Source organism: Halomonas sp. V046 (genome assembly GCF_052645355.1).
Genome location: NZ_JBQXYF010000003.1, coordinates 134,800 through 160,085 on the forward strand (window position 1 = coordinate 134,800; position 25,286 = coordinate 160,085).

The window sequence follows — 25,286 nt, forward strand, 5'->3', positions numbered from 1 at the left end:
ACGCCCGCGATGAACGCAGGCGTTGTGGCTGTCAACGGATAGAGAAGTAGCAATGTCTGGCAGGCAGCATCCACGCCTCAGCGCGGTAGCCCATCAGCCTGCCAACGGAACAAGCAATCCCCGTCAGCAGCGTGGAAACTGAGCGATGCACTCCTCAAGGAGGTCCCGGGGCGTTTCATCGTGCACGCAGGCATTGCCCATATCGGCGAGAAGCACCAGGCGCAGGCGACTGTCGAGGTTCTTCTTGTCCAGACGCATGCGCGCCAGGAAGTCCTCGACCCCCATCTCCTTGGGCGCCGCCACCGGAAGCCCGGCGGCCTGGATAATCCGACGGGTACGCTCGAGGGCATCGGCCTCGATCCAGCCCAGGCGGTGAGACAGGTCGGCGGCCATCAGCATGCCCGCCGCCACCGCTTCACCGTGCAGCCAGGCGCCGTAGCCCATGTACGCCTCGATGGCATGGCCGAAGGTATGACCGAGGTTCAACAGCGCGCGCACGCCCTGCTCGGTCTCGTCCTGCGCCACGATCTCGGCCTTGATCGCGCAACTGCGCTCGATCGCCCGCGCCAAGAGCTCGGCATCGAGCCCGCGCAGGCCGGCCATCTCGGCCTCGAGCCAGTCGAGAAAGCCGAGGTCATGGATCAGGCCATACTTGATCACCTCGGCGAGCCCCGCCGACAGCTCTCGCGACGGCAAGGTCGCCAGCGTCGCGGTATCGATCAACACCACTCGTGGCTGCCAGAACGCACCGATCATGTTCTTGCCGAGGGGGTGATTGACCCCGGTCTTGCCACCCACCGACGAATCGACCTGGGACAACAAGGTGGTCGGCACCTGAATGAAGGCGATACCACGCTGATAGCAGGCGGCAGCGAAACCGACCATGTCACCGATCACGCCTCCGCCCAGCGCTACCAGCGTGGCGCTGCGATTGAAGCCCACCGCGAGCAGCGCATCCCAGATCTTCGCCACGCCCTCAAGGCTCTTGTGGGCTTCGCCATCGGGCAACACCAGCGTCTCGACGATCAGCCCTTGCGGCAGCGACGCCGTCAGGCGCGCCAGGTAATGCTCGGCCACGGTATCGTTGGTCACCACCATCACCTGGCGTCCGGCCAGGTGTGACGCGAGCTTGCTGCCGTCATCGACCAGTCCCGGGCCGATATGGATGGGGTAGCTGCGATCGCCCAGGGCGACCCCCAGGGTCAGCATCGCTGCGGGAACAGATGAAGCATCTTGGCTCATGATTCGGCCTTGCAAGTGAGAGGGTCGACCAGGCGCTGTACGCGGCGCACGATGTCGTTGACCACCGCGCGCGGGCCGCGCCTGTCGGTGCGCACGACGAGATCCGCCGTGGCGCGATAGAGCGGGTCGCGCAGCGCGAACATGTCGCGCAACAGTTGCTCGCGATCACCGCGCTGCAACAACGGGCGATTACGATCCTTGGCGGTGCGCTTGAGCTGCTGCTCCACCGTGGTAAACAGATACACCACCGTGCCGCCTTCACGGATGCGCTGGCGGTTCTCCTCACGCAGCACCGCGCCGCCGCCGGTGGCGATCACCACCTTTTCGCGCCGGGTCAGCTCGGCGATCATGGCGCTCTCGCGATCTCGAAAGCCACTTTCGCCCTCGACATCGAATATCCAGGGAATATCTGCGCCACAGCGTGACTGGATCTCATGATCGCTGTCATGAAAATCGCGCGACAGTTCGGCCGCCAGCAGGCGGCCAATGGTGCTTTTTCCGGCCCCCATGGGGCCGATAAGAATCAGGTTGGGTACATCCTGCATCAGCGAATCGCCAGGCCGTCGTCGAGTATCCGGGGAGTAATGAATACCAACAACTCTACCTTATCGTTGACGTCCTCGGTATACCGGAACAGATTGCCCAATAGTGGCAGATCCCCCAGCCACGGCGTCTTGTACAGCGAATGGACCTGCTCGGTGGTGAGAATACCGCCCAGCACCACCGTGGCACCGTCGTCCACCAGCACCTGGGTCTCGATCTGGTTGGTGTCGATGGCCGGCGCCCCATCGAAGGTCTGATCGGCCACGGTGTCGTTGTTGATCATCAGGTCCATGACGATACGATCGTCCGGCGTGATCCGTGGCGTGACCTCCAGCGACAGCACCGCCTCCTTGAATTCCGTGTTGGTCGCGCCGCTTGACGTGGACTCCTGATAGGGGATTTCCTTGCCCTGCTTGATCACCGCGGTGTGCTGATTGGCGGTGATGATTCTCGGCTGGGAGATGGTCTGGCTCTTGCCTTCGCTTTCCAGCGCCCGAAGCTCCAGATCGAGCAGAATGTCGCCGGCCAGATAACCGATGTTCAGCGAGCTTCCGGGGTCCACGGCATCGCCCAGATCCACCGCCAGGCCACCGAAGGCGTGGTCGCTGCCATGGACCAGATCGGCGAAATCCGAGCTGCCATCGCCGTTGTCGATGAAGCCTCGGGTGCTCGACACCCCCCAATCGACGCCGATTTCGCGGGCCGCGCTATCCCGCACCACGACGATACGAGCCTCGATCTGGACCTGACGTACGGCCACGTCCAGGCGCCCGAGGGCGGCGCGAATCGCGGCGATCTGCGCCGGGGCATCCTGAATCAGCAGCGTGTTGGTACGCTCATCGGTCGCCACGCGTCCCCGCTCCGAGAGCAGCCCCAGGCCGCCATCACCGCGCAACAGGGCGGCGAGATCGGAGGCCGCCGCGTAACGCACCTGAATGTAGTCGGTGACCAGGGCCTCGAGTTGCCCGCGCTGGTCGCGAGAGGCGAGCTCGAGACGATCCCGCTCGAGCAACTCCGCCAGCGGCGCCACGATGAGCACATCGCCCTCGCGCCGACTCGCCAACCCCTGACTCCTGAGCACCAGGTCGAGGGCCTGATCCCAGGGTACCGCCGTGAGATTGATCGTCACACGACCATCGACGCTATCGCTGGCCACCAGGTTGAGACCGGTAAACTCGGCGATGACCGCCAGCACCGAGCGCACGCCCACGTCCTGGAAGTTGAGCGAGAGCGGCTCGCCGCGAAACTGGCGCTCGCCGCCCGCGGCCGGCATGCCGATCACCGAACTCGTCGCCAACACCCGCCCGGACCAGCACAACATTGCTGCCACCAGGGCCACCCCAACCATCACCAACAGCGGATGCATCCACCCTGGATGTCTCTCCATACCGTGCATCTCCGTAGCCAGGGTCGACGCTCTGCCAGAGGCGACCGAACACGGGGCCGTCATTGCCCCAACGCCTTGAGAAGGTACCGCTTGCCGCTATCGCCCAACGCCAGGCGGCCCTCGACGTCGCTCTCGACGTCGCCCTCGTCGTCGCCTTTAGAATCGCCGTCAGAGCCGTTCAGAGCACCACCCAGCGCACCCACCGACGCAGCGGCAAGGCGCATCCCCTGATTATCGATGGCCACCACGCGGCGCCCCGCGAGGCCGAGCGGTGTGCCCACGCCAACCCGGTGAACGCGCCCCTCGGGATCCCGAACCACCGCCCAGCGTTGGCCGTCTCGCCCCAGCACTCCGACCAGCGTCAAGGCATCGAGCGGATAAGCCGCCAGGCCGTTGCCGGCGCGCTCCTGACCAGACACCGAGGCGACGCCGGCGCGACGAAACGGGCTGCGGCTACCGCCGTAGCGATAGTCCGGCACACTGAGGACCGGCAGTTCGGCGAGCACCGGTACCGGTACCGCCTGCGGATGATCGCGCAGGCGCGCAAGCGTGCGATCAAGCGCATCGAGCTCGGGATCCACGCACCCTGCGAGCAACAAGACCAGGATCACCATCCCCTGCATGAAGCGGCCTCCTGGCGCACGCCGTCTCGCGGCGGCTGCCTCTCCCCCCAACGGGGCCTTGTCGACGCTCACGGTGCCGCCACCTCCTCTTCCTGCGTTCCATCCGCCATCTCGTCGGCCGCGCGCATGCTGTAGGTCCTCGCCTGGGCGGTCAGCTCCAGCACGCCGGCGCCGGGGACGGGAGCCAAGCGCAGGTCATGCAGCGTGATGATCCGCGGCAGCCGGCCCAGATCGGCGATGAAACCGCCGATGGCGTGGTACCCGCCGCGCACCCTCAGTTCGAAGGGGCGCTCGACATAGAAGTCGTGGCGCCTCGGCTCGAGAAGGCGCAATGCCTCCACCGACAGGCGACGCCGGCGCGCGCTGGTGCTCACCGCATCGAGCAACCCAGGTACCTCCGCCCCGCTTGGCAGCATCGACAGCAGCCGACTGAGGCGCTGGTCGAGCTCATCCACCTGCCCCTCGAGGACCCGCAGTCGAACAAGCTCGGTGACCGAGGCCTGATAGGCATCGAGCACGCCGACCTCCTGACGCTCGGCGGCCTCGATATCCCGGGACACCGCGCTACCCCGCAGCGCCACCCCCCCCCCAAGCGCCACGCCAAACACCACCACCCAGACACACCAGCGCAACAGCAACGGCCAACGCCCCACCTCGCCAAGCTCCAGCTCACGCCAGTCCGTCGCCAGCAGCCGACGCCATTCCCTGGACAGGTTCACAAGGCCTCCCTGTGGCTCAACGCCAGCGACAGCGTGAAGTGCTGCCGCCCTTGCTCGGCGGCCACCGACTCGAGGGTCGGTTCGGAGAACACCTCGGCGCTGGCGAGTGCCCGAAGCTGGTCGGCCAGGCCGGCATTGCTGTCGGCCTCTCCTACCAGGCGCAGGGTGTCACCGACGCGCTCAACACTCAGATAGCGGACTCCCGCACCGAGCGTCGCCGCCAAGGCGTTGAATATCGCAATGGCCTGGGGCCGGCTCGCCTGCAGACGCCGAAACAGGTCTTGTTGATGGCGCAGCATCGCCACTTGCTGCTCCAGGGCCACCACGCCGCGCGCCTGATTATCGAGCACGGCCACCCGCTGTTCGATATGGGCGCGGCGCTGACCGAGGCTGTCGAGCTCGCGCTCTAGGCGAGCCACCACCCCCATTCCCGCCAGCCCCCCCAGCACCAAGGCGGCCCCCAACCCCAGCCCAAAGGCGCGACCACGCCGAGACCGCTGCGCTTCTCGCCAAGGCAGTAGATTGATCTCTACCGACTTCATCGTCGCCCCCGCATGGCCAGGCCACAGGCCGTCAGCATCGCCGGCGCGTCGCGCCCAAGAGCGCCGGCGTTGACCCGCGGACTGACCATCATGTCCTCGAGCGGATTGGCCAGGCTCACCGGCACGCCGCAGCGCTGCGCCAATCGCTCGGCGAGTCCCGGCAACACACAGGACCCACCGGCGAGCACCAGATGATTCACCGCGTACTGGCGATTGGCACTGGCATACAGCTGAAAGGCCCCCCCGACCTGTTCGACCAGCATCTCGAGAAAGGGCGTCAGCACGCTTGCCGCATAGTCCGGGGGCAGACCACCGCGCTTCTTGGCCAGCCCCGCTTCCTCAAGACTCACGCCATAGCGATCACGAATCGCCTCGGTCAACTGGCGCCCACCGATCAGGGCGTCTCGGCTATAGACGATGAGACCATCACGAATCACATGGAAGGCGCACAGGTGAGCACCGATATCCACCAGCGCCAGACTCTCGCCCTCACCGGCGCCACGCCCCTCTCGACACAGCCTGGCAAAGGCACGCTGCACGGCAAAGCCTTCCACATCCACGGCTTGCGCCTTGAGCCCCGCCGACTCCAGGGCCTCGGTGAGCTGCATCACGTCCTGGTAACGACACGCCACCAGCAGGATCTCCTTGTGCCCCGCTGAGACGCGATCACGCCCAAGGTGATGAAAGTCGAAGACGACATCACTGAACGGAAACGGAATATGCTTGTCCGATTCCAACTCAATGCGCGTCTCGATCTCGTCGTCATCGAGATCCACCGGCACGCTGAGCACTCGCGTTATTGCCGCGCTGGCTGGCACCGCCACCACCGCGCGCCGGGTCGAAGGCTGAGCCAGCTCTACCACCCGACCGAGTGCACCGACGACCGCCTCCATGTCGCGAATGCGCCGCTCGACCACGGCGCCTTCGCGCAGCGGCCTGACGGCATAGCTCTGGACGTGAAAGCGGCCACCGACGGCTTTCAACTCGATAAGCTTGACCGTCGCCGAGGTGATATCGACCCCAATCAGCCCCTTGGAGGTAGCGGTGAAACGCATTGCGCATCGTCCCATGCAATGGCCAGCGCGAGCGCTTGGCACGATCGAGACCGGGTCGCAGGCCATCCTTGCCCATGATCCCGGGCGCCTGATGTCCACAACACCAACCGCCAAGGCTACTCGATTGGCCTACCGGCTTTCGTGACCTGAGACGGATTAGTCCCCATGAGACACACCGATTTTTGCTCGACGCTGGTGACTGAACACCGCTGTTCCTATAATGGCCGTCGCAACGGAATGCCCGATCACCCTTATCGTCCCGCAGTTTTCGTTCCCAGCATGGACACCGCGATTTCATGAAGTACCTAAGAACCCTCATTTTTTCCGCCGTGTGGCTGGTCATATCTCTCGGCGCGGCGGTCGCGCTGGGCGTGGTCGGCGCGGCGATCTATTTCGCCCCCGGCCTGCCCGATGTGCGCCAACTGCAGGATTTTGAGCTGCAGACGCCGCTTCGGATCTATACCCGGGACGGCCAGTTGATCGGCGAGTTCGGCGACGAACGCCGCATGCCGGTCGACTTCGAAGACATTCCCAAGCCACTGCTCGAGGCCTTGCTGGCCGCCGAGGACTCCGCCTACTTCGAGCACCACGGCGTCGACCCCAAGGGTCTGGCCCGGGCGGCGGTGGAGCTGGCGTCCAGTGGCGACATTCAGTCGGGCGGGTCGACCATCACCATGCAGGTGGCACGTAACTACCTGCTGACCCTGGACCGCACCTTTACGCGCAAGATCCGTGAGATCCTGCTGTCGCTGCAGATGGAACAGATCCTGTCCAAGCAGGACATCATGGAGCTCTACGTCAACAAGATCTTCCTCGGCCATCGCGCCTACGGCATCGCCGCCGCGGCCGAGGTCTACTATGACAAGCCGCTCAGCGAGCTGACCCTCGCCCAGAGCGCCATGATCGCCGGCCTGCCCAAGGCGCCATCGGCCTTCAACCCGCTGGCCAATGCCGAGCGCGCCCTGATCCGACGCAACTGGATCCTGTTTCGCATGCGTGAACTCGGCTATATCGACCAGCTCGCCTACGATGAGGCCGTGCAGGCACCGATCACCGCCCGCCGTCACGTCGCCCGAGCCGAGGTCCAGGCCGACTATGTCGCCGAGATGGCTCGCCAGTTCGCCACCGACCGCTTCGGCGACCAGGCCTACACCGGCAGCTACCGGATATACACCACGCTGGATAGCGACCTGCAGCCCATGGCGCGCCAGGCGCTGGCCAACGGCCTGATCGCCTATGACACCCGCCATGGCTGGCGCGGCGCCGAGGACACCGACATTCCTCAGAGCCTCGCCGAGGCCCAGGACCAAACCGAGCGCAGCGGCCTCGAGGAAGAACTGTCCGAGTCACCGGAAGTCATGGAGACCGCCCGTCGCGCCGCAGAGCGTAGCCAGACCACGGTGGAAGGCATCGACGGCGATGTCAGCAACTGGATTCAGGTTCTCGAACGCACGCCCACCTATGGCCCGCTGGAACCGGCCATTGTGGTGTCGACCGACGGACGTCAGATGCAGGTCCTGGCCCAGGGCGGCAAGCTTCACACCATCGAATGGGAAGGACTCGACTGGGCCGCGCCCTACAAGAGCGCACGCTATCGCGGCGCCAAGCCCTCCAGCGCCGCCGAGATCGCCAGTCACGGTGACCTGGTGCGCATCCTGCAGCGTGAGGACGGCACCTGGCGCCTCTCCCAGCGGCCCGATGCCGAAGGATCGCTGGTGGTCATGGAGCCCCAGACTGGCGCGATCCTGGCCCTGCAAGCCGGCTTCGACTTCGATGCCAGCAAGTTCAATCGCGCCATCCAGGCCCGCCGCCAGGCCGGCTCGATCTTCAAGCCGTTCATTTACCTTGCCGGCTTGAACAGCGGCGAAATGACCGCGGCCAGCGTCATCAATGACGCCCCGGTGGTGCTCAACGATGGCAGCAACGAACTCTGGCGCCCGTCGAACTCGAGCGGTGACTTCCTCGGCCCGACCCGGCTGCGTGTCGGCCTGGCACGGTCGCGCAACCTGGTCACCATTCGCCTGCTGCAATCGCTCGGCCTGGAGAACACCCTCGACTTCCTGGTCAACTTCGGCTTCTCCCGCGAGCGCCTGCCCCACGGCCTGTCGCTGGCCCTCGGCAGCGCCAGCCTGACGCCGCTGGAAATGACCAACGCCTACGCCGTGCTGGCCAACGGCGGCTTCCGTGTCTCGCCCTGGTTCATCGAGAAGGTCACCCAGGGCGAAGAGCAGTCGGTGGTCGAGGAAGCGAGCCCCAGGGTCGCCTGCCGCGAGTGTAGCGAAGACGCCACCACCACGGAGATCGATGGCAAGACCTATGAAATCGCACCGCGCATCGCCAATGCCCGTGCCATCTATATTCTGCGCGACATGCTGCGCGATGTGGTCGAGCACGGCACCGCGCGCCGTGCACTGGCGATGAATCGCAGCGATATCGTTGGCAAGACCGGTACCACCAACGACCAGCGCGATGCCTGGTTCGCCGGCTTCAACACCGATCTCGCCACCACGGTCTGGGTCGGCAAGGATGACAACACGCCGACCGCCGAGTACGGCTCCCAGGCGGCATTGCCGATCTGGGTCGACTTCATGAGCCAGGCCCTTGACGGCAAGCCGGAAGCCATCCCCGAGCAGCCCCCGGGGATCGTCACCGCCCGCGTCGATGCCAATACCGGTCGCCTGCTGCGCGACAGCCAGGGCGGCGGCATCAGCGAAATCTTCGACGAAGACCACCTGCCGTCTCAGCAGCCACGCCGGGTCGAAAGCGCCGTCGAGCGCCATAGCGACTCCCAAGGCACCGGCGCCTACGAGGCCATCTTCTAGGACCGACCCTTCGTCCCCGGCATCCGCCGGGGGCGGAACCAGGACGGCACGGATGACCGTCCTCTCATCGTTACGTCGCCTTCAGAACCCATCAAGACCCGCCAGAGACCACACCATGGTTCTTGCACGACGACTCGCGCCCGCACTGGCACTGTGCACAATCGGCATTCTGGGTACGTTTCAGTACGCATCGGCGAGCCCTTTCTACTCCCTGGCCGCGCCAGCGGAAGGTGCCGACGACTTTACCGGCAATGTGGAGCTGGGCTACACCCATCTGTCCGGCAACACGAACAGTGAAACCCTGCTCGGCAAGGGCCAGATGACCTGGATCACCGGCGATTGGATGCACCGTGTCCGCGGCGAGGTGCGCCACGTGAGTGAAAACAGCGACACCAGCGCCGAGCAGTACCTGGCATCGTTCCGCGAACGCCGCGAACTCGACGGCCCGCACTATCTGTTCGCCTTCGCACGCTGGGAAAAAGACCGGTTCAGTGGCTACGACCACCAGTTCACCGGCATCACCGGCTACGGGCGCCAGATGCTCGACACCGATCGCGCCCAACTGACCCTGGAACTCGGCCCCGGCTATCGTGCCGATATCCTGCCCGGCGAAGAGGATGAGCGCCTGGCCGTTGCCTACGGCGCGCTGGAAGCCGGCTGGCAGTTCAGCGAGACCGCTAGCCTCGAACAGGAGCTCTCGGTGGAAGAAACACGCAAGAACACCACGTCGCGCTCGCTGACGGCGCTCGATACGCGCATCAACGCCCACCTGTCGCTGCGCCTGTCCCACGAGATCAAGCACAACACCGACCCGCCCCCGGATGCCGAGGCCAAGACGGACCGCATTACCGCCGCCTCGCTGCGCTATCGTTTCTAGGCCGTCCCCGCCCATCGGCGCCATCACCCGGTGCGCCTCACGGGCTAACACACGACAACGCCGGCCTGATGGCCGGCGTTGTCGTGTTCTCGGTGACGAACTCGTCGGTGACAAGACCGACGCAGGCGGTGATCAGCCGCCGTAGACGTCGTCGATCGAGGTCAGCGGGTAATGGGACGGATAGGGCTTGCGGGCCACACCCGAGTCCACCGCCGCCTGGGCCACCGCCGACGTCACCCGCGACAGCAGGCGCACGTCCACCGGTGTCGGGATGATGTAGTCGCGTCCGAAGCTCATCTCGTCACGCTCGTAGGCGTCGAGCACCGCCTGCGGCACCGGCTCACGGGCCAGGTCCTTCAGCGCGTGGACCGCCGCTACCTTCATGGCCTCATTGATACGCGTCGCGCGCACGTCGAGGGCGCCGCGGAAGATGAAAGGAAAACCGAGTACGTTGTTGACCTGATTGGGATAATCGGAACGCCCGGTGGCCATGATCACGTCGGGACGGGTCTCGCGAGCGAGATCCGGGCTAATCTCGGGATCCGGGTTGGTGCAGGCGAACACGATCGGGTTCTTGGCCATGGCACCAATATGCTCGGCGGTCATCAGCCCCGGGCCCGACAGCCCCACGAACACATCGGCGCCTTCGATGGCATCGGTCAGGGTGCGCTTGTCGGTATCGACGGCAAACATCGCCTTGTGCTGATTAAGATCTTCACGGCCGGTATGGATCACCCCCTTGCGATCCAGCATGACCAGGTTCTCCGGACGTGCACCACAGGCCACCAGCAGCTTCATGCAGGCAATGGCGGCAGCCCCCGCGCCGAGACAGACGATACGCGCGTTCTCCAGCGACTTGCCGGCGACGTCCAGGGCGTTGAGCATACCCGCCGCCGTCACGATGGCGGTGCCATGCTGGTCGTCATGGAAGACCGGAATATTGCAGCGCTCGATCAACGCCTGCTCGATCTCGAAGCACTCCGGGGCCTTGATGTCTTCCAGGTTGATGCCGCCCCAGCTGTCGGCGATCCGCGCCACGGTGTCGATGAAGGCCTGGGGGCTCTCGGCATTGACCTCGAGATCCACCGAGTTGATCCCGGCGAAGCACTTGAACAGCACCCCCTTGCCTTCCATCACCGGCTTGCTGGCAAGCGCCCCGAGATTGCCCAGGCCCAGGATGGCGGTGCCGTCGGAAATGACCGCCACCAGGTTGCCCTTGCCGGTATAGCGGTAGGCGTTTTCCGGGTCCTGGGCGATCTCGCGAACCGGCTCAGCGACACCAGGACTGTACGCCAGGGCGAGGTCCTTGGCGGTGGCCGTCGGCTTGGTCAACTCGACAGAGAGCTTGCCGGGAATCGGGAGGGCGTGGTAGTCCAGCGCGGCCTGCTTTTTGGCGTCAGTCATGCTCGAAGTCCGGATATCCTGAAGGAAAGTGGCACCACAATATAAAAAATCATTCCATTTCTCAATGCTGGCCTACATCAGGCGTTTTGCACGCGCATTTGAAGATTTTCTGCGACGTTGTCGACAACTTATGCTGCATTGCCGCATTTGATCGTGTTGCGTTCTCCCAACCGGCGTGGGAAAGCTCCCGACTGTTGTGGGAAAGCTCCCGATGCACCGACCACAACGGGACGATACCGACGGCGGACCCTATCAGCGTAGCCGTGGCCCGCCGGGCGTGCCCAGAACCCGACGCAGTTTCCACTGGATCGCCCCCTCGCACCAGACCGTGAAGAGCCGCGCCGTAAAGAGCCGGGCCGTGAAGGGCTGCGCCCGAGAACTACGCCAGAAAGCCAAACCAGAAAGCCAAACCAGAAAGCCGAGCCGGGAAACCGAGCCCCAGAAACTAGCCCAAAAACTAGCCCAGAAACCGAGGCACGCCTCAGCCGCCCCCTCGGGTAGATGCCTGCGTCGGCCGCAACGAAGGCACGGCCATGTGGACCAGGCGCCCGCGCCCCGCCCCAGACGCAACGAACCCGCCACTGGGGCGGGTTCGTCAGAGCGTGACCAGTGTCGCGATCAACGCTTGATGGCAGCACCGAAACGCTTGTTGAAGCGCTCAACACGACCACCCGTGGTGGCCTGCTTCTGCTTGCCGGTGTAGAACGGGTGGCACTGAGAGCAGACGTCCAGATTGAAGTCGTGGCCAGAAGTAGAACCGACTTCGAAAGTGGCGCCGCAGGAGCAGGTCGCGTTGACCGCCTTGTAATCTGGGTGGATACCTTGTTTCATCTTGAACCTCACTGAGCGGTATGCCGCCACCTGATCCATTGCCAGGCACCGCATACGGGGATATGACACGACACTCTGACAGCCAACGGTCTCGACCGTTGTGAGCGCGAGCCAATCGATGGCAAACCCCATTGATGGCAAGCCCCATTGCATGAGCCGTGTCGGCCGGTATTCCGCCTCCCTCCCCAGGCTGCCATGACCCGAGCCGGGTGTTAAGACCCAGGCATGGGCGGCTGTACCACCCAACTGGGCCCACCCACTTAGGCAAAGACCTGAGTAGAAGCGGCGAAGCATTCTAGCAGAAGTCAAATCCGGAGGCCAATTGCCCGATTCTCCCGCGCTGCACGCCCCTCGTGTGCTGGGCATTGCCATACCGTCACCGCTGCGGCGCCTGTTCGATTACCTGGCTGCCGGCCCCGAGCCCGACGAGGGCTGGGCCCCTGGGCTGCGCGTCAGGGTCTCGTTCGGCCGGCGTCAGGTGGTCGGTGTGGTCATCGAATGCCGTGACACCAGCGACCTGCCCCTGGACCGCCTCAAGCCCATCGATGCCTGCCTCGACAAGGCGCCGCTGCCCGACGACTGGCTATGGCTGTGTCGATTCACCGCGCGCTACTACCAGCACGCCCTGGGCGATACCCTGATGCACGCCATGCCGGTACTGTTGCGCCAGGGCCGAGCGCTTGAGGCCCGCGTGCGCGAGCGCTGGCTCGCCCTCGATGGCGGCGATGATGGCGGCGATGACGCCCTCGCCCGTGTCGCCAGGGCGCCGAAGCAGGCCGAGCTGTGGCACATGCTACGCCAGCACCCCCACGGCCTGGTGACCCAGGCCATCCTGGCGCAGTCATTTTCCCGTGAGCAGCTACGCGCCCTGGCGGCCAAGGGCCTCGCGGAGCGCCGCGAAGAAGCCCTGACCCAGGCCGACCCTGGCCAGGCGGCGGGCCTGCTGGCGAGCCCGGCGCTGGCACTGAACAGCGAACAGGCCACCGCCCTCGCGGGCCTTCACGAAGGGCTCGATCGCTTCCACCCCTGCCTGCTCCATGGCGTCACCGGCAGCGGTAAGACCGAGGTCTACCTGCAGTTGATCGAGGCGGTGGTGACCAAGGGCCGCCAGGCGCTGGTGCTGGTGCCCGAGATCGGCCTGACCCCCCAGACACTGTCGCGTTTTCGGCAACGCTTTCGGGTCCCCGTGGTGGCCCTGCACTCGGGCCTTAGCGACCATGAGCGCCTGGATGCCTGGGAGGCCGCCGCCAGCGGTCGCGCCCCGATCATCATCGGCACCCGATCGGCGATCTTCACGCCCCTGGCGCGCCCCGGCGTCATCATCGTCGACGAGGAGCACGATGGCTCCTTCAAGCAGCAGGATGGCCTGCGCTACCACGCCAGGGACCTGGCCGTGGTACGTGCCAAACACCACGCCGTGCCGCTGGTGCTCGGCAGCGCCACGCCTGCGCTTGAAACCTTGCATCGCGCCCGCCAGGGCGACTATCGACACCTGCATCTGCGCCAGCGAGCCACGCGCTACGCGCCGGCCCGCCTGGAGCTTGTCGATCTCAAGGGCCGTGTGCGGCGCGGCGGCCTGATTCCGCCGGTGCTGGACACCATCGGCGCGACCCTCAAGGCCGGCCATCAGGTACTGGTGTTCATCAATCGGCGCGGCTTCGCGCCAACTCTGGCCTGCCATGCCTGCGGTTGGATGGCCGACTGCGACCACTGCGATGCGCGCATGACCTGGCATCGCCAGCCGCCCTTGCTGGCCTGCCACCACTGCGACCGCCGCCGGGTCCTGCCGGATGCTTGCCCCAAGTGCGGCAGCGCCGATCTTCGCCCCCTGGGTAGCGGCACCGAGCGCAGCGAAGAGACCCTGGCCGAGCATTTTCCGGGGGTGCCGGTGCATCGCATCGACCGTGACAGCACCCGGGCCAAGGACGCCCTGGAGTCCATGCTCGGCGAGATTCGCCGCGGCGAGCCGGCGCTCTTGGTCGGCACCCAGATGCTGGCCAAGGGCCACCACCTGCCCCATGTCACCCTGGTGGTGGTGGTCAACGCCGATGCCGGGCTCTACGCCAGCGACTTTCGCGCCCTCGAGCACTCGGCCCAGCTGCTCGAGCAGGTCGCCGGGCGTGCCGGACGCGCGGCGCATCCCGGTCGCGTTCTGGTGCAGACCATGCATCCCGACGACCCCAGCCTGTCGCTGCTGTCGAGTCGCGGCTACGATGCCCTGGCCGACTCGCTGCTCGATGAACGTCGCATCGCCGCGTTGCCGCCCTTTCGCTTCATGGCCCTGCTGCGCCTGGAAAGCCCCCGCGAGGACCAGGTCACCGCTCTCGGGCGCGAGGCCGCCTCGGCGCTACGCGGCTATCTCGCCGAGCGCAGCCTCGAGGTCGATTGCCTGGGGCCGGTACCGGCCCCCATGGAGCGACGTCAGAACCGCTATCACCTGCAGGTGATGCTGATGGCCCCGCGGCGCAGCCAACTGCACGAGGCCGGCGCCTGGCTGATTCACTATCTCGAGGACAGCCGCGAGGCCCGTCGCGTGCGCTGGTCGCTGGATATCGACCCCATGACCCTGAGCTGATGAAACACTGAATAGATATCGCGAGCGATGACAGCTCGATTGCCGCCGGAGCGGGAAGGCCGGCGTTTACATGGGGCTAAATGAGGACCCTGGTACCGCCGGCAGCCGAGATGTCGAGCACAGCAATGTATGCGGTGCTTCTTTAAGTCGGCCGCGACCTTTAAAGCCAAGGCGCAAACGAGGATAATATTGGCGAAAAGTTGAGGCCTTATCCGCCGACGGGCATCGCGCCTGCGCCCTCGCCCCGCTCGTCTTCGCGTCACAGGACATCCGAATTGCCATGAAAGACACCATCGTATCGCTGCTCGACTCCGCCCTTGCCGAGCTCAAGGCGCAAGAGATCGTCCCCAACGACCTCAGCCCCGCCTACAAGGTCGACCCGACCAAGGACAAGGCCCACGGCGACTACGCCGCCAACCTGGCCCTGATGCTGGCAAAGCCGGCCCGCATGGCGCCACGCCAGGTCGCCGAGAAGCTCGTCGCCGCGCTGCCGAAAAGCGACGCCGTATCCAAGGTCGAGATCGCCGGCCCCGGGTTCATCAACTTCTTCGCCGCCACCGATGCCGCCGCCCAGGTCGTACGCCAGGTGCTGGCGGCCGGTGACAGCTTCGGCCGCAGCCTGAAAGGCCAAGGCCGCAAGGTGCAGGTCGAGTTCGTCTCCGCCAACCCCACCGGCCCTCTGCACGTGGGCCACGGACGCGGCGCGGCGGTCGGTGACTGCCTGGCCCGCCTGCTCGAAGCCACCGGCTACGATGTCACTCGCGAGTTCTACTACAACGACGCCGGCGCCCAGATCAGCAACCTGGCGCTGTCGGTCCAGGCCCGGGCCAAGGGCCTCGGCCCCGATGACGCGAGTTGGCCGAAAGACGGCTATCTCGGCGGCTATATCAGAGACATAGCCACCGCCTACCTCGCCGGCGAAACCGTGCATGCCGACGATCGCCACGTCACTGCCAAGGGCGACGTCGACGACCTCGACGCGATTCGCGACTTCGCCGTAGCCTACCTGCGCCGCGAGCAGGATCTCGACCTGCGCGCCTTCGGCGTGAGCTTCGACGTCTACTTCCTCGAGTCCTCACTCTACGAGCAAGGCAAGGTCGAGGCCACCGCCAAGATGCTCGCCGATAACGGCCACACCTACGAGCAGGACGGCGCGACCTGGCTGCGCACCACCGACTTCGGTGACGACAAGGACCGCGTGATGCGCAAGTCCGAGGGCGGCTACACCTACTTCCTGCCCGACGTCGCCTACCACTACGACAAGTGGCAGCGCGGCTTTTCCAGCGTAATCAACGAACAAGGCGCCGATCACCACTCCACGGTGACCCGGGTGCGCGCAGGGCTCCAGGCGCTCAAGGTGGATATCCCCAAGGGCTGGCCGGACTATGTGCTGCACCAGATGGTGCTGGTGACCCGCTCGGGCGTCGAGGTCAAGCTGTCCAAGCGGGCCGGCAGCTACGTCACCCTGCGCGATCTGATCGACGAAGTCGGCCGCGACGCCACTCGCTTCTTCCTCGCCGCCCGTCGCGCCGATTCCCAGTTGACCTTCGATATCGACCTGGCTCGCTCGCAGTCCAACGACAACCCGGTGTACTACGTACAGTACGCCCATGCCCGTGTGTGCAGCGTGCTACGCAAGGCCGAGAGCGAGCAGTTGAGCTTCGACCATGCCCTGGCCATGAATAGCCTGGGGCGGCTCGACGCCGACCAGGAAAAGACGCTGATGAACCGCCTGGCCCGCTACCCCGAGGTGGTGGCCCACGCGGCTGAGGCTCGCGAGCCCCAGCAGGTCGCCCAGTATGTGCAGGATCTCGCAGCGGATTTCCACAGTTGCTACAACGCCTGCAAGGTAATGGTCGACGACCCGGCGCTGCGCAACGCGCGACTGGCGCTGGGCCTGGCCGCCCGCCAGGTTCTGCGCAATGGCCTGGACCTGATGGGCGTCGGCGCACCGGAGGAGATGTAACCCATGGCCACTCGCAAGCCCGCTCCGCGCAAGCGCGGTGCCACTTCCAGCAAGACGCGCAGTCGCTCGGCGAGCTCCCGCCGTGGCCTGCCCGGCTGGGTATGGGGCGCCGCCGGCATCGCGGCCGGCTTCCTGCTGGCCCACCACCAGAACGGCACGGCGCCGTGGCAGGATGCCCGCTCCCCGGTGGCCGCCGTGCTACCGAAACCCAGCGGCGCCGGCCAAGGCAACAGCGCCTCGACGGGTGCCGCCGGACAGACGGGCGCTGGCAGTAGCAGCGGCACCCCGAGCGAGCCGCCGATGCCGACGTTCGAATTCTATACCCTGTTGCCGGAGTCCGAGGTCATCGCACCAGATGGCGACATGCCGGCCTCTACCGCCAAACGCCCGGAAGCGGCCCAACGTCCGGAGACCCCCGCGGCGAGCGCCGACGACCCCATCGCCGCCGTGATTGCCGCCAACACCCGCGACGATGAGCGCGCGGCCGCGCCCACCGCCGCCCCCTCCGACGACAAGCGCTACATGCTCCAGGCCGCCTCGTTTCGTGAGCTCAACGATGCACGCCAGCTCGCCGGGAGGCTCAAGGATTTCGGCTTGCTGGCCAAGATCAGCGAAGTCGAAGCCACCGGCGGCGCCACTTGGCACCGGGTTCAGGTCGGCCCTTATAGCGACCGCCGCGAGCTGTCCCGGGCCCAGGACCTGATGAGCACCCAGGGCATCGAGCCGCTGATGATCCAGCTGCAGAACTGACCGCCCGCCGACGGCGGGGCTCGAGCCGTCACAACCGTGCAACAAATGCGCAACCGCGACGCCTGAGACCGGCGACCCTGCCCGGCCTCCGCTGCCCAGCGCCAAGGACACGACGACGCCCCATCGACCGGGGCGTCGTCGTGTCCGCCCCACCGCCACCCGATGCGCGCAGCGCAAGCCCGGGACGACAACGATCACGCTCCCCATCGCCCTCGATGCTTGAATTCTCTTCCTGCCGCCCACACTTCTTGGGTCACCGCCTACTCACGAGGGCGTTCATCCCCTCGACAGTCACCGGAGGCCCGGGCCTCCCCAAGGAGACATCTCCATGACCACGATCGTATCCGTGCGCCGCGGCGACCAGGTCGCCCTCGCCGGCGACGGCCAGGTATCGCTTGGCAACACCGTGATGAAGGGCAATGCCAGCAAGGTCCGCCGGCTGTATCACGGCAAGGTGCTGGCCGGCTTTGCCGGGGGAACCGCCGACGCCTTCACCCTGTTCGAGCGCTTCGAGGCCCAGCTCGAGAAGTACCAGGGCAACCTGGTCAAGGCCGCCGTGGAGCTGGCCAAGGACTGGCGTACCGACCGTGCCCTGCGCCGACTCGAGGCGCTACTCGCCGTGGCCGACCACAAGGCCTCGCTGATCATCACCGGCAATGGTGACGTGGTGGAGCCCGAGCGCGGCATCATCGCCATCGGCTCCGGCGGCAACTTCGCCCTGGCGTCTGCCCGCGCCCTGCTCGAGAACACCGACCTCTCGGCCCGTGAGATCACCGAGAAGTCGCTGGAAATCGCCGGTGACATCTGCGTGTTCACCAACCACAACGTGACGCTGGAAGAGCTTTGATCATGACCCAGATGACGCCCCGCGAGATCGTCCACGCGCTGGACCAGTACATCATCGGCCAGCAGGACGCCAAGCGCGCCGTGGCCATCGCCCTGCGCAACCGCTGGCGCCGCATGCAGCTTGACGGCGAGCTGCGCCATGAGGTCACGCCGAAGAACATCCTGATGATCGGCCCCACCGGTGTCGGCAAGACCGAGATCGCTCGCCGCCTGGCCAAGCTCGCCAAGGCGCCGTTCATCAAGGTCGAGGCGACCAAGTTCACCGAGGTCGGCTATGTCGGCCGCGACGTCGAATCGATCATTCGCGACCTGACCGAATCCGCCATCAAGCTGGTGCGCGAAGAAGCCAAGAAGGAAGTCGGTCATCGCGCCGAGGATGCCGCCGAAGACCGCATCCTCGACGCCCTGCTGCCGCCGCCCCGCGGCCAGGAAAACGAACCGCGTCAAGACTCCTCCACGCGTCAGATGTTTCGCAAGAAACTGCGCGAGGGGCAGCTCGACGACAAGGAGATCGATATTCAGGTCTCGCCCCAGGCCGCGAGCTTCGATATCCAGACCCCGCCCGGCATGGAAGAAATGACCAGCCAGCTGCAGAACATGTTCTCCGGCATGGGCAAGGGCAAGACAGAGAACCGCCGGGTCACCGTCAAGGATGCCTTCGGCCTGCTGCGCGACGAAGAAGCCGGCAAGCTGGTCAACGAGGATGACATCAAGTCACGCGCCGTCGAGGCCGTGGAGCAGAACGGTATCGTGTTCCTCGACGAGATCGACAAGGTCGCCAAGGGCAGTGGCCAGTCCAGCGGTGGCGAGGTCTCCCGCGAAGGCGTTCAGCGTGACCTGCTGCCGCTGATCGAGGGCTCCACGGTGTCGACCAAGTACGGCATGGTGAAGACCGACCACATCCTGTTCATCGCCTCCGGCGCCTTCCACCTGTCGCGTCCGTCGGACCTGATCCCCGAGCTCCAGGGGCGCCTGCCGATCCGGGTCGAGCTGTCCGCCCTGACCCCGAACGACTTCAAGCGCATCCTGACCGAGCCGTCCGCCGCCCTGACACGCCAGTACCAGGCGCTGCTCGCCACCGACGGCCTCGAAGTCGAGTTCACCGATGACGGCATCGAGCGCATCGCCGAGATCGCCTACAGCGTCAACGAAGGCACCGAAAACATCGGCGCCCGCCGCCTGCACACGGTGATGGAGCGACTGCTGGAAGAAGCCTCGTTCAAGGGCTCCGACGTCGGCAGCCCGCTGAGCATCGACCGCGCCTACGTCGACTCTCAACTCGGCGAACTGGCGATGGACGAAGACCTGTCGCGGTATATTCTCTAACGCCGGAGGCCACGCCACAGGGGGCGGCGCAACGATCGCCTTCGGGTGCCGCCGCCGAGCCCTTTCTTGCGCCACTGGCGTTGCACCGCGCGAAGCTGAAACAATGGCGACCGGCATTCGCGCAAGGCGCATGCCTTCGATCCTCATCATGCTTGACGCGGACGGTCTGCCCGCGTCAAGCATCCAGCTTGAGACCCGCGCCCATGTCCGCACCGACGCCCTCCAAGGTCCACTACCACAAGACGGCTCGCGAGCTCGAAATCGGCTACGCCGACGGTTCGACCTATCGCCTTTCCGTCGAATACCTGCGTGTCTTCTCGCCCTCCGCCGAGGTTCGTGGCCACGGCGGCGACAGCGCCACGCTCCAGGTCGGCAAGAAGGACGTTGGCCTTAGCAATATCACTCCCGCCGGGCGCTATGCGCTCAAGCTGCACTTCGACGATGGCCACGACAGCGGCCTCTACAGCTGGGAGTACCTGTATGCGCTGATCCGCGATCGCAAGGCCAACTGGGCCGACTATCTCGAGCGACTCGATGCCGCCGGCGCCTCCCGGGAGTCCCTTGGCATCGAGATCCGTCAGCTCTGACAACATCCCCTGACACGTCAAAGACAAGGCCACAGCGACAAGGCTACAATGTGCCCCATCGCGGCCAGCCGGCCCGCCAGTGACAGCTCACCCACGGGAGTCCCATGGACAAGCGCACCACCCACTTCGGTTATCAGGACGTGCCGGTCGAGGAGAAGGCCTCTCGCGTTGCCGACGTCTTCCATTCGGTCGCCACCCGCTACGACGTAATGAACGACTTGATGTCGTTCGGTATCCACCGCCTGTGGAAACGTCTGACCATCGAGCGTGCCGGCGTCCGTCCAGGTCACAGCGTGCTCGATATTGCCGGCGGCACCGGCGATCTGGCGTTGAAGTTCTCGCGCCTGGTGGGCCCCTCCGGCAAGGTGGTGCTGGCCGATATCAACGCCTCCATGCTCGGGGTGGGGCGCGACAAGCTGCTCGACCACGGCGCCGGCGGCAACGTCGAGTACGTGCAGGCCAACGCCGAGTGCCTGCCGTTTCTCGACAATACCTTCGACTGCATCACCATCGCCTTCGGCCTGCGCAACGTCACCGACAAGGATTCGGCGCTGGCCTCCATGGCGCGCATCTTGAAGCCGGGTGGACGCCTGCTGGTGCTGGAGTTCTCCAAGCCCGACAACGCTCTGCTGACCAAGGCCTACGACGAGTATTCGTTTCGCGTGCTGCCGAGGGTCGGCGAGCTGGTCGCCGGTGACGCCGATAGCTACCGTTACCTGGCCGAATCCATCCGCATGCACCCCGATCAGGACACCCTGAAGGCAATGATGGAAAGCGCCGGTCTCGAGCGCGTCGAGTACACCAACCTGACCGGCGGCATCGTTGCACTACACCGCGGCATCAAGCTGTGAGGACATGATGGCGTTGACCCCGACCCTGCTGCTGGCCGGCTTCGAGACGACCCTGAATGCCCTGTTGTCGCGCGACCCCGCCGCCCCGAGCCGGCTGCGAACGTTGGCCGGTTCCCGGGTGCTGCTGCGCCTGGAGACACCAGAGGTGGCCCTGGCGCTGCACTATCATCCCCAGGGCATCGACCTGCTGCTGATCGACGATGTCGAGGAAGACGCCTTCGACGCCATCGTCGAGCTGTCCGCCGAGACGCTCGGGGCCCTCGCCTCGGGCGCCGAGATGGAGCGACTGATGTTCGAGGGCCGCCTGGCGGTGCGCGGCAAGGTGCACCTGCTGGAGGCGACCCGTGACCTGTTGCTGGACCTCGATCTTAACTGGGAGGCGGAGCTGGCCCGCTGGCTCGGCGATCTCCCGGCACACCAGCTGGCCGAAGGCCTGCGCGGGCTCTCGCGCTGGGGACTGCGCACCCATCAAGAACTGTGCGCGGATGTCTCCGAGTACGTGTTCGAGGAAGCCCGCTGGCTACCGGGGCGCCACCAGCTCGAGGCCCTGCGCGAATCGCTCACCGAGCTGGACGTCGCCACCGACCGCCTCGAGGCACGCCTGGCCAGGCTCACGCGCCTGCTGACCGCGGAGCAAGCGTCGCCATGATCTTCCGTCCGCTGCGTATCCTGTGGGTGATCACCCGCTACCGCCTCGACACCCTGCTGCCGCTGGAACGCCTGCCGCTGTGGCTACGCCTGATTTTTCGGTGGTCACCGCTGCGCATTATCTCAGTGGGCGAACGTTCCCGGGGCGAGCGGCTACGCCTGGCGCTGGAGGCACTCGGCCCGATATTCGTCAAGTTTGGCCAGATGCTATCGACCCGGCGCGATCTATTTCCCGATGACATCGCCGACGAACTGAAGCGCCTGCAGGACCAGGTGCCGCCGTTCCCCGGCGAAGAAGCCGAGGCGCTGATCGAGGCATCACTTGGCATGCCGCTGACCGAGGCCTTCGCGGAGTTCTCCCGTGAGCCGCTGGCGTCGGCGTCCATCGCCCAGGTACATACCGCCCGACTGCCCACCGGCGAAGACGTGGTGGTCAAGGTCATTCGCCCCGGCATCGAGCGGGTGATGCGCCAGGACATGGCCCTACTGTATCTGCTGGCCAAAGTGCTACAGCGCGTACCCGAGGCCAAGCGTCTGCATCCGGTCGAAGTCGTGCGTGACTACGAGGTGACCCTGTTCGACGAGCTGGACCTGACCAAGGAAGCCGCCAACACCTCGCAGCTCAAACGCAACTTCGCCAAGTCGCCGCTGCTCTACGTGCCGGCGATCCACTGGGCATTGACGCGCCAGAAGGTCATGGTCCAGGAGCGCATCCACGGCGTCCCGGTGGCCGACATCGACGCCCTGAAGGCCCAGGACACCGATCTCAAGCGCCTCGCCGAACGCGGCGTCGAGATCTTCTTCACCCAGGTGTTCCGCGACAACTTCTTCCACGCCGACATGCACCCGGGCAACATCTTCGTCGCCCGGGAGACCCCTGCCGATCCGCAGTACATCGCCATCGACTGCGGCATCGTCGGCAGCCTGACCCGGGAAGACCAGGACTACCTGGCGCGCAATCTGCTAGCGTTCTTCCACCAGGACTATTATGAAGTGGCGGCCTTGCACATCGAGTCCGGCTGGGTCGGCGAGGATACCCGAGCCAACGAATTCGCCGCTGCCGTGCGCACCGTGTGCGAGCCGATCCTCGAGAAGCCGCTGAAGGACATCTCCTTCGGCCAGGTACTGCTCGGGCTGTTCCAGACCGCGCGGCGCTTCAACATGGAGGTCCAGCCGCAACTGGTGCTGCTGCAGAAGACCCTGCTCAATATCGAAGGCCTGGGCCGTCAGCTGTATCCGGATCTTGACCTGTGGGCCACCGCCAAGCCCTATCTCGAGCAGTGGATGAAGGAGCGCGCCGGGGCCCATGGCCTGTGGGAGTCGCTCAAGCGCCAGGCCCCGGAGCTCACACGTCAATTGCCCGAGCTGCCGGTACTGGCGCACCAGGCGCTGTCCCAGACCGAAAAGCGTTCGCGCCAGCTCGGTCAGCAGGCCGAGGTGCTGACCCATATCCTCGGCCGGCTCTCGCATCAAGCCAAGCGGGTGCGGCGCACTCGCCTGGGCCTGGCACTCGTCGCCGTGGCCTTGGCCTGGCAGCCACTGAGCACCTGGCTTGGCGACCAGCCTTGGCCAGTGCTGGCGGCCGCCGCTATCGGCACGCTGCTGATGATCTGGAACTGACCCACTGCAACGGAAATGACACCGATGAGTGATATTCTTGAGCAACTCGATGGCGTCTTGAAGAGCCGCCGAGACGCCGATCCCGAAACATCCTACGTCGCCTCCTTGCATCATAAGGGGCTGAACAAGATACTCGAGAAAGTCGGTGAGGAAGCCACCGAAACCGTGCTCGCGGCCAAGGACCTGGATCCCGAGGATACCGCCAGCCGCGAGGCGTTGATCGCCGAAACGGCGGACCTGTGGTTTCATAGCCTGGTGATGCTGTCGCACCTGGGCCTGGACCACCGTCCGGTGCTCGACGAGCTGGCACGACGCTTCGGCGTTTCCGGCCACGACGAGAAGGCCGCGCGCGGCCAGTAACCGCGCCCTGCGGCAAGGACCCATGACCCCGGCGCATGCGCCGTATTCTGAGGAAGCTCTTATGTTAGGTGGTATCAGTATCTGGCAGTTGCTGATCGTACTCGGCATCATCATCCTGATCTTCGGCACCAAGAAGCTCAGAAACGTCGGCAGCGATCTCGGCGGCGCGGTCAAAGGCTTCAAGAAGGCCGTCACCGAGGACGAGGAAAAGGCCGACCAGGACTCCAAGTCCGAGTCCCAGGCGAAGGTCAGCCATACGGAAGAGTCCAACGCGACGTCCAATACCTACGACGTCGAGGCTGAGCGCAAGCCCGAATCCTCCGACGAGCGCAAGTAAGCCCGCATGTTCGACATCGGCTTTCTGGAACTGCTGATCATCGGCGTGGTTGCCCTGCTGGTGCTGGGCCCCGAGCGGCTGCCCAAGGCGGCGCGTACCGCTGGCCTGTGGGTAGGTCGCATCAAGCGTTCGGTGTCCGGCATGCAGCGCGAAATCAGCGCCCAGCTGGAGGCGGAGGAGCTGCGCCAGAAGCTCAAGGAGCAGCAGCAGAAGATCGACGATAGCCTCGGCAAGGCCAAGCGTGACGTCGAATCCATCGCCGACGATCCCGGCACGCCTCCCGCCAAGAGCGCCTCGTCAACGCCGGCCGCGTCGAGCGAATCGACCACGCCGGCCCCCACGCCAACAGGCGCGACCACGGCCTCCGAACAGCGCCTGGACGATGCCCTGGCCAAGGCTCGCGAGACCGCCCGCGAGGCAGTCACGCCAGAGACCGCGGCGTCCACGTCAGACGCCACGCCGGACGCCGCCTCCGATGCGCCCCACGACCACAAGGACTCCGCCACGCGATGAGTCAGACCGGCGACACTCCTCCCCCCGAGCAGGGCCATGCCCCGCTCATCGAGCACCTGGTGGAACTGCGCTCTCGGTTGATGCGTTCGGTGATCGCTATCCTGGCCATCTTCCTGGCCCTGTACGCATTCTCCAACGACATCTACCAGTTCGTGGCCGAACCGCTGATGGCGCTGCTGCCGGAAGGCTCGCAGATGATCGCCACCGAGGTCGCCTCGCCGTTTTTGGCACCGTTCAAGCTGACCCTGGTGGTGGCGGTATTCATCGCCGTGCCGTTCGTGCTGCACCAGGCCTGGGCCTTCGTCGCCCCGGGCCTGTACGAGAACGAGAAATCACTGGCGCTGCCGCTGCTGGCCTCGAGCGTCCTGCTGTTCTACCTGGGCGCAGCCTTCGCCTACTACATCGTCTTCCCGCTGCTGTTCGCGTTTTTCACCCAGACCGGGCCCGAGAACGTGCAGGTGATGACCGATATCAATCAGTACCTGAACTTCGTCCTCAAGCTGTTCTTCGCTTTTGGCATCGCCTTCGAGATCCCCATCGCGACCTTCCTGCTGGTGCTCTCGGGTGCGGCATCGGTGCAGAGCCTGTCGGCCAAGCGGCCCTACGTGATCCTCGGCTGCTTCGTGGTCGGCATGCTGATGACGCCGCCGGACGTGGTCTCCCAGAGCCTGCTGGCGATCCCGATGTACCTGCTCTACGAAGTCGGCCTGTTGTTCGGACGCCTGGTGAAGCAACGCCGGGCCGAGAAAGAAGACGCCGACAGCGAAGCGGAGAGCTGATAGCGGAAAGCGGAAAGCGGAAAGCGGAAAACCGATAGCGGAAAACCGGTAGCGGCGAACCGCGAACGGGCGTCTCCGCGCCT

23 protein-coding genes and 1 pseudogene are annotated in these 25,286 nt (G+C 65.6%); 15 read left to right on the forward strand and 9 right to left on the reverse strand.

Going from position 1 to position 25,286, the window contains the following annotated elements:
- Positions 1-123 precede the first annotated feature (123 nt).
- From aroB to pilM, 7 genes and pseudogenes are all read right to left on the reverse strand, one after another.
- On the reverse strand, positions 124-1,242 hold the full coding sequence (aroB, locus tag ACUN9Y_RS04975) for a 3-dehydroquinate synthase (protein WP_445459580.1): 1,119 nt from the start codon (positions 1,240-1,242) through the stop codon (positions 124-126).
- On the reverse strand, positions 1,239-1,787 hold the full coding sequence (gene aroK / locus ACUN9Y_RS04980; protein WP_445459581.1) for a shikimate kinase AroK: 549 nt from the start codon (positions 1,785-1,787) through the stop codon (positions 1,239-1,241). The genes aroB and aroK overlap by 4 nt, the downstream gene beginning before the upstream one ends.
- Positions 1,787-3,094, reverse strand: a pseudogene (locus ACUN9Y_RS04985) (type IV pilus secretin PilQ); the annotation flags it as partial. The gene aroK and the pseudogene ACUN9Y_RS04985, both read right to left, overlap by 1 nt.
- Positions 3,095-3,231: 137 nt before the next feature.
- A complete protein-coding gene (locus ACUN9Y_RS04990; RefSeq protein WP_445459582.1) occupies positions 3,232-3,795 on the reverse strand; it encodes a pilus assembly protein PilP in 564 nt (187 codons plus the stop codon).
- Positions 3,796-3,863: 68 nt separating this feature from the next.
- Positions 3,864-4,514 (reverse strand): type 4a pilus biogenesis protein PilO, encoded by a 651-nt coding sequence (locus tag ACUN9Y_RS04995; RefSeq protein WP_445459583.1) that lies wholly within the window; start codon positions 4,512-4,514, stop codon positions 3,864-3,866.
- Entirely contained in the window at positions 4,511-5,056 is a 546-nt protein-coding gene (locus ACUN9Y_RS05000) for a PilN domain-containing protein (RefSeq protein ID WP_445459584.1), read from the reverse strand. Before ACUN9Y_RS05000 ends, ACUN9Y_RS04995 begins: the two co-directional genes overlap by 4 nt.
- The gene (gene pilM, locus ACUN9Y_RS05005; RefSeq protein ID WP_445459585.1) at positions 5,053-6,111 is read right to left on the reverse strand and encodes a type IV pilus assembly protein PilM; all 1,059 of its coding nucleotides are present in this window, start codon (positions 6,109-6,111) and stop codon (positions 5,053-5,055) included. Before pilM ends, ACUN9Y_RS05000 begins: the two co-directional genes overlap by 4 nt.
- A 296-nt stretch (positions 6,112-6,407) precedes the next feature.
- On the opposite strand from pilM, the gene ACUN9Y_RS05010 reads away from it, so the two are divergent.
- Together ACUN9Y_RS05010 and ACUN9Y_RS05015 are read left to right on the forward strand one after the other, a co-directional pair.
- On the forward strand, positions 6,408-8,933 hold the full coding sequence (locus tag ACUN9Y_RS05010) for a penicillin-binding protein 1A (RefSeq protein ID WP_445459586.1): 2,526 nt from the start codon (positions 6,408-6,410) through the stop codon (positions 8,931-8,933).
- A gap of 115 nt (positions 8,934-9,048) precedes the next feature.
- Entirely contained in the window at positions 9,049-9,810 is a 762-nt protein-coding gene (locus ACUN9Y_RS05015) for a DUF481 domain-containing protein (protein WP_445459587.1), read from the forward strand.
- A 132-nt stretch (positions 9,811-9,942) separates the two neighbouring features.
- On the opposite strand, the gene ACUN9Y_RS05020 is transcribed toward ACUN9Y_RS05015, so the two are convergent.
- Both ACUN9Y_RS05020 and rpmE read right to left on the reverse strand, forming a co-directional pair.
- Positions 9,943-11,214, reverse strand: a complete 1,272-nt coding sequence (locus ACUN9Y_RS05020; protein WP_445459588.1) for a malic enzyme-like NAD(P)-binding protein — start codon at positions 11,212-11,214, stop codon at positions 9,943-9,945.
- A gap of 618 nt (positions 11,215-11,832) precedes the next feature.
- A complete protein-coding gene (rpmE, locus tag ACUN9Y_RS05025; RefSeq protein ID WP_445459589.1) occupies positions 11,833-12,045 on the reverse strand; it encodes a 50S ribosomal protein L31 in 213 nt (70 codons plus the stop codon).
- 322 nt (positions 12,046-12,367) lie between these two features.
- On the opposite strand from rpmE, the gene ACUN9Y_RS05030 reads away from it, so the two are divergent.
- The 13 genes from ACUN9Y_RS05030 to tatC all read left to right on the forward strand — a co-directional run bounded on the left by ACUN9Y_RS05030 (position 12,368) and on the right by tatC (position 25,203).
- Positions 12,368-14,620, forward strand: a complete 2,253-nt coding sequence (locus ACUN9Y_RS05030) for a primosomal protein N' (protein ID WP_445459590.1) — start codon at positions 12,368-12,370, stop codon at positions 14,618-14,620.
- A 280-nt stretch (positions 14,621-14,900) separates the two neighbouring features.
- On the forward strand, positions 14,901-16,586 hold the full coding sequence (gene argS / locus ACUN9Y_RS05035) for an arginine--tRNA ligase (protein WP_445459591.1): 1,686 nt from the start codon (positions 14,901-14,903) through the stop codon (positions 16,584-16,586).
- Positions 16,587-16,589: 3 nt separating this feature from the next.
- A complete protein-coding gene (locus ACUN9Y_RS05040; protein WP_445459592.1) occupies positions 16,590-17,336 on the forward strand; it encodes an SPOR domain-containing protein in 747 nt (248 codons plus the stop codon).
- A 328-nt stretch (positions 17,337-17,664) separates the two neighbouring features.
- Positions 17,665-18,183 carry an ATP-dependent protease subunit HslV gene (hslV, locus tag ACUN9Y_RS05045; protein WP_445459593.1) on the forward strand — a complete coding sequence of 173 codons (519 nt, stop codon included), beginning with the start codon at positions 17,665-17,667 and terminating at the stop codon, positions 18,181-18,183.
- 2 nt (positions 18,184-18,185) lie between these two features.
- Positions 18,186-19,508: an ATP-dependent protease ATPase subunit HslU gene (hslU, locus tag ACUN9Y_RS05050; RefSeq protein ID WP_445459594.1), complete on the forward strand. Its 1,323-nt coding sequence runs from the start codon at positions 18,186-18,188 to the stop codon at positions 19,506-19,508.
- 203 nt (positions 19,509-19,711) lie between these two features.
- Positions 19,712-20,095: a gamma-butyrobetaine hydroxylase-like domain-containing protein gene (locus ACUN9Y_RS05055; protein ID WP_445459595.1), complete on the forward strand. Its 384-nt coding sequence runs from the start codon at positions 19,712-19,714 to the stop codon at positions 20,093-20,095.
- Positions 20,096-20,199: 104 nt separating this feature from the next.
- Complete coding sequence (gene ubiE / locus ACUN9Y_RS05060) at positions 20,200-20,946, forward strand: bifunctional demethylmenaquinone methyltransferase/2-methoxy-6-polyprenyl-1,4-benzoquinol methylase UbiE (protein ID WP_445459596.1); 747 nt, start codon at positions 20,200-20,202, stop codon at positions 20,944-20,946.
- 7 nt (positions 20,947-20,953) lie between these two features.
- The gene (locus ACUN9Y_RS05065; RefSeq protein ID WP_445459786.1) at positions 20,954-21,595 is read left to right on the forward strand and encodes a ubiquinone biosynthesis accessory factor UbiJ; all 642 of its coding nucleotides are present in this window, start codon (positions 20,954-20,956) and stop codon (positions 21,593-21,595) included.
- Positions 21,592-23,214 (forward strand): ubiquinone biosynthesis regulatory protein kinase UbiB, encoded by a 1,623-nt coding sequence (gene ubiB, locus ACUN9Y_RS05070; RefSeq protein ID WP_445459597.1) that lies wholly within the window; start codon positions 21,592-21,594, stop codon positions 23,212-23,214. The genes ACUN9Y_RS05065 and ubiB overlap by 4 nt, the downstream gene beginning before the upstream one ends.
- A gap of 24 nt (positions 23,215-23,238) precedes the next feature.
- On the forward strand, positions 23,239-23,574 hold the full coding sequence (locus tag ACUN9Y_RS05075) for a phosphoribosyl-ATP diphosphatase (RefSeq protein WP_445459598.1): 336 nt from the start codon (positions 23,239-23,241) through the stop codon (positions 23,572-23,574).
- Positions 23,575-23,635: 61 nt separating this feature from the next.
- Positions 23,636-23,911 (forward strand): Sec-independent protein translocase subunit TatA, encoded by a 276-nt coding sequence (gene tatA / locus ACUN9Y_RS05080; RefSeq protein WP_445459599.1) that lies wholly within the window; start codon positions 23,636-23,638, stop codon positions 23,909-23,911.
- A 6-nt stretch (positions 23,912-23,917) separates the two neighbouring features.
- Positions 23,918-24,424, forward strand: a complete 507-nt coding sequence (gene tatB, locus ACUN9Y_RS05085) for a Sec-independent protein translocase protein TatB (RefSeq protein ID WP_445459600.1) — start codon at positions 23,918-23,920, stop codon at positions 24,422-24,424.
- Positions 24,421-25,203 (forward strand): twin-arginine translocase subunit TatC, encoded by a 783-nt coding sequence (gene tatC, locus ACUN9Y_RS05090; RefSeq protein ID WP_445459601.1) that lies wholly within the window; start codon positions 24,421-24,423, stop codon positions 25,201-25,203. The genes tatB and tatC overlap by 4 nt, the downstream gene beginning before the upstream one ends.
- Positions 25,204-25,286 lie beyond the last annotated feature (83 nt).

Coding starts and splice junctions, on each gene's coding strand:
- ACUN9Y_RS05040 (WP_445459592.1), top strand. CDS start 16,590: ATGGCCACTCGCAAGCCCGCTCCGCGCAAGCGCGGTGCCACTTCCAGC.
- ubiE (WP_445459596.1), top strand. CDS start 20,200: ATGGACAAGCGCACCACCCACTTCGGTTATCAGGACGTGCCGGTCGAG.
- aroK (WP_445459581.1), bottom strand. CDS start 1,787: ATGCAGGATGTACCCAACCTGATTCTTATCGGCCCCATGGGGGCCGGA.
- ACUN9Y_RS05015 (WP_445459587.1), top strand. CDS start 9,049: ATGGTTCTTGCACGACGACTCGCGCCCGCACTGGCACTGTGCACAATC.
- ACUN9Y_RS05010 (WP_445459586.1), top strand. CDS start 6,408: ATGAAGTACCTAAGAACCCTCATTTTTTCCGCCGTGTGGCTGGTCATA.
- aroB (WP_445459580.1), bottom strand. CDS start 1,242: ATGAGCCAAGATGCTTCATCTGTTCCCGCAGCGATGCTGACCCTGGGG.
- argS (WP_445459591.1), top strand. CDS start 14,901: ATGAAAGACACCATCGTATCGCTGCTCGACTCCGCCCTTGCCGAGCTC.
- ACUN9Y_RS04990 (WP_445459582.1), bottom strand. CDS start 3,795: ATGCAGGGGATGGTGATCCTGGTCTTGTTGCTCGCAGGGTGCGTGGAT.
- tatB (WP_445459600.1), top strand. CDS start 23,918: ATGTTCGACATCGGCTTTCTGGAACTGCTGATCATCGGCGTGGTTGCC.
- ACUN9Y_RS05000 (WP_445459584.1), bottom strand. CDS start 5,056: ATGAAGTCGGTAGAGATCAATCTACTGCCTTGGCGAGAAGCGCAGCGG.
- tatA (WP_445459599.1), top strand. CDS start 23,636: ATGTTAGGTGGTATCAGTATCTGGCAGTTGCTGATCGTACTCGGCATC.
- ACUN9Y_RS05075 (WP_445459598.1), top strand. CDS start 23,239: ATGAGTGATATTCTTGAGCAACTCGATGGCGTCTTGAAGAGCCGCCGA.
- rpmE (WP_445459589.1), bottom strand. CDS start 12,045: ATGAAACAAGGTATCCACCCAGATTACAAGGCGGTCAACGCGACCTGC.
- hslV (WP_445459593.1), top strand. CDS start 17,665: ATGACCACGATCGTATCCGTGCGCCGCGGCGACCAGGTCGCCCTCGCC.
- ubiB (WP_445459597.1), top strand. CDS start 21,592: ATGATCTTCCGTCCGCTGCGTATCCTGTGGGTGATCACCCGCTACCGC.
- ACUN9Y_RS05020 (WP_445459588.1), bottom strand. CDS start 11,214: ATGACTGACGCCAAAAAGCAGGCCGCGCTGGACTACCACGCCCTCCCG.
- hslU (WP_445459594.1), top strand. CDS start 18,186: ATGACCCAGATGACGCCCCGCGAGATCGTCCACGCGCTGGACCAGTAC.
- ACUN9Y_RS05065 (WP_445459786.1), top strand. CDS start 20,954: ATGGCGTTGACCCCGACCCTGCTGCTGGCCGGCTTCGAGACGACCCTG.
- tatC (WP_445459601.1), top strand. CDS start 24,421: ATGAGTCAGACCGGCGACACTCCTCCCCCCGAGCAGGGCCATGCCCCG.
- ACUN9Y_RS05055 (WP_445459595.1), top strand. CDS start 19,712: ATGTCCGCACCGACGCCCTCCAAGGTCCACTACCACAAGACGGCTCGC.
- pilM (WP_445459585.1), bottom strand. CDS start 6,111: ATGCGTTTCACCGCTACCTCCAAGGGGCTGATTGGGGTCGATATCACC.